The 5,794-nt window shown below is 63.9% G+C and carries 5 protein-coding genes and 1 pseudogene; all 6 read left to right on the forward strand.

The features are described 5' to 3' along the window. Window positions 1–964, forward strand: a pseudogene (locus GPA_RS08820) (hypothetical protein); the annotation flags it as partial. A 192-nt stretch (window positions 965–1,156) separates the two neighbouring features. Continuing rightward, window positions 1,157–1,588, forward strand: coding sequence for a single-stranded DNA-binding protein (locus tag GPA_RS08825; RefSeq protein ID WP_015539651.1), 432 nt, complete (start codon window positions 1,157–1,159; stop codon window positions 1,586–1,588). Between the two features lie 247 nt (window positions 1,589–1,835). Beyond that, window positions 1,836–2,096: a hypothetical protein gene (locus GPA_RS08830; RefSeq protein ID WP_015539652.1), complete on the forward strand. Its 261-nt coding sequence runs from the start codon at window positions 1,836–1,838 to the stop codon at window positions 2,094–2,096. A 5-nt stretch (window positions 2,097–2,101) separates the two neighbouring features. After that, a complete protein-coding gene (locus GPA_RS08835) occupies window positions 2,102–2,386 on the forward strand; it encodes a ribbon-helix-helix domain-containing protein (RefSeq protein WP_015539653.1) in 285 nt (94 codons plus the stop codon). Between the two features lie 1,229 nt (window positions 2,387–3,615). Continuing rightward, window positions 3,616–3,981, forward strand: coding sequence for a hypothetical protein (locus GPA_RS08840; RefSeq protein WP_021409100.1), 366 nt, complete (start codon window positions 3,616–3,618; stop codon window positions 3,979–3,981). A gap of 2 nt (window positions 3,982–3,983) precedes the next feature. Next, a partial coding sequence (locus tag GPA_RS16805; protein WP_049784270.1) for a relaxase/mobilization nuclease domain-containing protein occupies window positions 3,984–5,794 on the forward strand: 1,811 nt, incomplete at its 3' end.

Consider the following 5,794-nt stretch of genomic DNA (forward strand, 5'->3'; position numbering starts at 1 on the left):
CGCCCGGCTGGGCTCGCTCGAGCGCGACGCCGCCTCCTTCGCCGTCGCCAAGGGAGCCGCCGAGACGGAGGCGGAGGAGGCCAGGGCCGCCCTCGAGCGGAGCGAGGCGAGACGCGCAAAGGCGGAGCAAGACCTCGTGTCGGCAAGCTCCGAAAGCGAGCAAGCAGCCCGAGCGCTCTCCATGCTCCAGGACAAGGTGTCCGCGCTTACCGACGAGCTCTACACCGCGCGCAGCAAGACGGAGGCAGCGGAGAGGAGGGTACGGCAACTCGACAACGGGATGTCCGAGCTGATCTCCAACATCTCCGACGAGCGGGATCTGTACGCCAACGTCCTGAAGGAACGGGAACGGCTCGCCGGCCTCCTGGACGACGCGGAATCGGAGCTCTCGCGCCGCTCTTCGCTCGCGGACAGGCTGTCGGAGGAGCTGCAGGCCGCCGAAAAGCGCGCGGCGCAAGCGGAGAACGCCGCCAAGGAGGCCGCCCTCGACTCGGAGTCCCTGGCGAAGGATCTTGAGCATGCCCGGGCGCGTTCGAGCGAGCTCGAGACAGCGCTCGCCGCCGCGAAGGCGAAGGCCGGTACGGCCGAGGACGCGGAAGAAAGGCTCCGCGCGGCTTTGGCGGAACTCGCCGACGTCAAGGCGAAGAGGCTCGAGGACGCCGCCGCGTGGCAGGCGGATCTGCAGCGCATCGACGCGCAGCTGAAGGCGTCGCGGGGGAACGTCGTGCAGACGGGATCGGGGGAGGTGGTTGTCCGGCACGTCTACCCCGACGCGCCCAAGCCGACGATGGCAGCCAGGGCCCAATCCGTAGCGTACACGGTAGGGCGGGGTGCCGTGGCGCTGGTCGTCGTGGCCGCCCTCAGCCTGCTGGCCAGCGCGATCCTCACCGCGGCGTCGAACGGGGCCTCGTTCGGGGAGGGTCTGCGCACGGTGCTCGGCACGGTGCTCGACGTCATCCCATAGCCGTCACGGCGGTTCAGCGGGGGCTACGCCCCCTGCGCCCCTGTTTCCAACAAGAAAGAGTGACGGTTAGAAGGACACTAACCGTCACTCTTTCTTGTTGCGTTATTATTCACGAATGGAAGGGGGTACTTCGGCATCTATGAGAACAGACCGGGCATCTCGTAAGACAGCCAAATCTGAAAGAAGAAGACCATGAGCATTAACCGAGTTATCATCAGCGGCAACCTTACGCGCGATCCCGAGCTTCGCTCCACCGCGAGCGGGCTTCCCGTGCTCGGCTTCGGCGTAGCGGTCAACGACCGTCGCAAGAACCAGCAGACGGGCGAGTGGGAGGATTATCCGAACTTCATCGACTGCACGATGTTCGGCGCGCGCGCCGAAAGTCTTTCGCGTTACCTCAGCAAGGGCACCAAAGTGTCCATCGAGGGCAAGCTCCGTTGGAGCCAGTGGGAGCGCGAGGGCCAGAAGCGCAGCAAGATCGAGGTGATCGTCGACGAGCTCGAGTTCATGTCCAGCCGTAATAAGACCGACGGCTACGACGCCAACGCGGAATTCGCAGCCATCCCGTCGTCCCTTTCGCCTGATTCTACAGCATCCGTCTACGACGAAGACATCCCGTTTTAATCATGGACGCTACAAATTGATCCCTAACATCCTGTTGCATGTTCAGAGCACTCGCCCAAGTGATGATGAAGACAATCGTCCGGCGTGGTGCTGGTGGATGCCCCTCCCTAAATACCACGTCGATGAACGGCTGCTGATAAATGAACTACTGGGCCGAGACACTAGCGGCGCATCCTTGGAGCAAGGGCGGCGGGTGGAAAAAGAGTAAATAGTATGATATTATTCATACCATGCAGAAAGGACGGCAATGAGCCACATCGACATACACCCGAGAATCGAGCAGCGTCATCCGGAGATAAAACCCCAAGACGTTTACGATGCCGTGCGAGGGATGGTGAGCTACACGCGCCGCGAGAGCGGCGAGTGGGTCGGTGTAGGGTTCGATACGCAAGGAAGATTCATCGAGCTCGTTTATGTCTACGATGAGGATATCGACAGCTTCCTTGTCTACCACGCGATGATCCCGCCGAGCGCCAAGACGCTCCGAGAGCTAAGGATGGAGAGGTGAAATCAATGAACGTAGATGAACTTGCGGCCAAGTATGGTTTGACCAACGAATGGATCGAAGAGAGCGCCGCCGCTTATGAGCGCGGAGACTACCCACACGAGGACGGACAGGTGTACAGCGGTTCCCACCTCGACGCAGTGGGCAAGAAGCGCGTCACCGTTGTCTACCCGTGCGAGAAGGTGCAGAGAGCGAACCGCATAGCGAAGAGCAGGGGCGTAAAGCCCTCCGAGATATACCGCGATGCGTTGGCTGAATACCTCGACAAGTACGAGACGGTCGCATCCCGATAAAACGTTGCGGTGTCTTGTTGGTTCTCATTGCTCCGGCGGGGGCAATGAGAACCTTTCTATATAGCCTTTCGCCCTCGCAAGCTTCCTGGATCGGCAAAGGCGGAATCGGAGGGCCTGCGATGGCCCTCCGTCGTTTAGACGCCCATTTTTGGGGCGGCCATCCTCTCCTTCAATGCGGGGTTTTTCTCTTCCTGGTTTCAGGGTCTTTCAACGTCGACAAGGCTTTCCATAATTCGGCCGATTAGGTTTTTTCCACAACGCCGATGCGCGAAGGAACCGCTAGGGATTAATTCCGTAGCGCCGGGATCGGCGTTGTGGAAAAAATCGCCGCGCTCTTTGCGGCGACCGAATTGTGGGAAGGCGCGCTTTCTTGCTCCAAAAACCAAGAACCCCTAAACGCCAAAGCGAGAAAGAAGGGTATCCGCGCCGGCCGCTCTGAGCGGACGGCGCGGCCAATATGCTAGGGCCCGAAGCCCTTTTGCCCGGCTCTCTAAGAGCCGGGCAAAAAGGGCCGCAGCAGCGGGGCTCTTCGAGATCGACCGCCCTCCAAACTAAGCCAACCAACCAATCCGAAACCCTGGAACACGAACAGGCGAGTACGCCTTTCCACAATCGAAAGACCGCTCGATTATGGAAAGCCTTGTCGACGTTGAAAGACCCTGAAACCAGGAAGAGGAAACCCCAACCTGCAATGCCGGCTTCGCCGGAAGTGTGGACAGCCGCGAGCGCCTGCCCACACTCGGCGCGGCAACGACCGCGCCGCCGTTTCGCCGCCAGGAGGCCGGCTCCCGAAAATCGCGACGTCGGCCTCGCGTCGCGCCAGAAGGCGCTCCGCTCGGCCCGGTGGATGCTCGCCCCGAGCATCCACCGGGTGGCTTCACACACCCTTCCTCCATTACGGGATCCGCGTAGGGTCCCTTCATGGGAAAGCCTGTGCAAAGCCACCCGCGCCCATCGGCCCGAACCCGCGCTTGCGCTAGGCCGCGCAGCACGTTAAACTCTGTAGGGAGGTTAGCAAGAGACGCACGTTGTAACACAAAATAAATTTTGCGTTACAACGTGCACGGGGCTTCCGCCCCGAACCCTGGAACGCGCCGCACGCGGCGCGTAAGCCGGAGGCAAGCCTCCGGGCCGTACAGGCACGGGTCGGCTGCGCCGACGGGCGGCCGGGCCGCCCCTCGCTAACGCTCGCTCGCTGCGCTCGAAACGCATTGAAGGAAGGAAGCCGGTTGCCGCGATCCAAAGGCTACAAGAAGCAGGAAGCGCTCGACGGCGGCTACCTCAACGTCAGGCTCTCGGCCGACCTGAGCGCGAAGCTCGACCGCGACTGCGCCGACTACGCGCGCAGGGCGGGGAAGCCCGACGCCTCAAGGGTGCGGGGCTCCTACGTCCGGGAGCTCATCTCCGCCGGCCTCCAAGGTGCCGCCGACGCCGATCTGGAATCAGCCTCGAGGGCGATGAAATCGGTGGCGTGGGAGCTCGAGGCGGCGTCTATCGGAGCCTCGCTAGCGCCCACGGCCAAGGCCCTGCAGGGATGGAGCGACCGGCTGATGGAGGCCTCCTTGATGCTCGACCGGGCAGCGGGGGAGCGCTAGCGATGCCGATGCTCAAGACCATAACCGGTCACACGGGCTGCGCCGGCGTCATGGACTACCTGCGCAAGGGGTCGAAGGACGACAGGCGCAAGCGCCGCATGGGCGAGATAAGCGAGGCCGACACGCTCCGCGTGGCGGCGAAGGGCATAGCCGGCTACCTCCACGACGGGCACGGCGCGGAGTTCGACCGCGCCCTCGCCGAGGACTTCGTCGGGATCCCTCCGAGCGCGCAGGGCGACTGGGCTCGGTACATGGACGACCTCAGGCGTGCCGCCGGATGCGACAGGAGGACGGGCGGAAGGGAGGGGAAGGCCGTCACCTACCGCCACTACGTGCTCGCGCCAGACCCCGAGGACGGCATCGATCTGGACACGCTCAGGGCGTACGCGAAGGAGTGGGTGGTGAAGGCGTTCGGCCCCGGAGCGACGGCCGCCATCGTCTACCACGACGACAACCACGAGCGCCTGAAGAAGGGCCTGCAGGGAATACCCCACGCGCACATCTGCATCAACGCGCTCAACACGCAGACGGGCAGGAAATGGCATTTCGCGAAAGACGACCTCGCCCGCCAGGCGAACGTCGCGCAGGAGCTCGCCGAGAAGTACAGCCTGGCGCCGTTGCCGAAAATGAGGACGTCCGACGCCAGGGAAGATCCCTTGAAGACGATGCGCATCTGCAGGACGAAGGAGGAGTGCGCGATGCTCGCCAAGGGGTTCGTGCCTTACAAGGAGTCCATCAGGAAGGCCGTCGCCAAGGCGTGCAGGACGGCCAGCAGCTGGGACCAGTTCAAGGCGGCCCTCGCCGACAAGGGCGTGAGCGTGACCATAACCAGGAGAGGGACGCTGACGTACTGCGACTCCAACGGGCGCAAGGCCAAGGAGCAGAAGCTCGGCCTGAACTTCGGCATCGTCGCGGTAGGGGAGGCCATCAAGCGGAACTCGTCCGAGTCCGTATCCCTCCCCGACGTCGACGCCACGCCGGCGACGTACGACGTCTCCCTCGTGAGGAGGCGGGGGAAGGTCGAGTGCCGTCTCGGCACCGAGAGGCTCGTATGGCACGAGGAGGCGGGATCCCGCTGGCAGCACCTCGACAACATCAAGTCGCTCGAGCGCGCGGCCAAGGTCAAGGAGATCTACGGGATAGTCGACGGCGAATCGTACTCCCGCACCCTCTCGCATCTCAACCTGCAGCTCGAAGAAGCCGCCAGGAACCAGGATCCGGCCGCCGCCCGGATCCGGTGCGAGATAAAGAGCGTCATGTACGCCCAAGCCGTTATAGACCTCGCGTCCGCGCGCAAGCGCATAGGCGACGAAGCGGTGCTGTCGTATTCCGAGTCGCTGCTGAGGCAGGGCCGCCAGCTCGGCGTGGCCAACATAGAGAGCATCGCCGCCATAGCGCGCAGCAACGGCATCGACCGCACGGAAGGATGGCGCGCCGCGGTGCTCGCCGCCGAGCGGATCATGTCGTCGAGGGAGACGGCCCTGCAGGACGCCCTCGTCGAAGGATCGTGGGCGCGCGACGTCGCACGATACGCGGAAGCGGTCGAGGCCATGCGCGGCGTCGTCGGCGGCAAGAGCGAGGCGGCCTGGACGTACGAGGACGCAAGCGCGGTCCAGGCCGGAACGATCGCCGAGAGGGCCCTCGAGGGCATCGCCGAGTCCAGGGGCGAGAGCGTCGCGGACGTCCTTTCCAAGGCCGAGGGGATGGAGCGCTCCATTGGGGCGGCCGAGGCGGCCTACTTCGACGCGGCGAGGAACCTAAGCCGCGTCTCCGGCGCGCGGGACGCGGCATATGCAGTCGCGGGCCTGGAGCC

Source organism: Gordonibacter pamelaeae 7-10-1-b (assembly GCF_000210055.1).
GTDB lineage: Bacteria > Actinomycetota > Coriobacteriia > Coriobacteriales > Eggerthellaceae > Gordonibacter > Gordonibacter pamelaeae.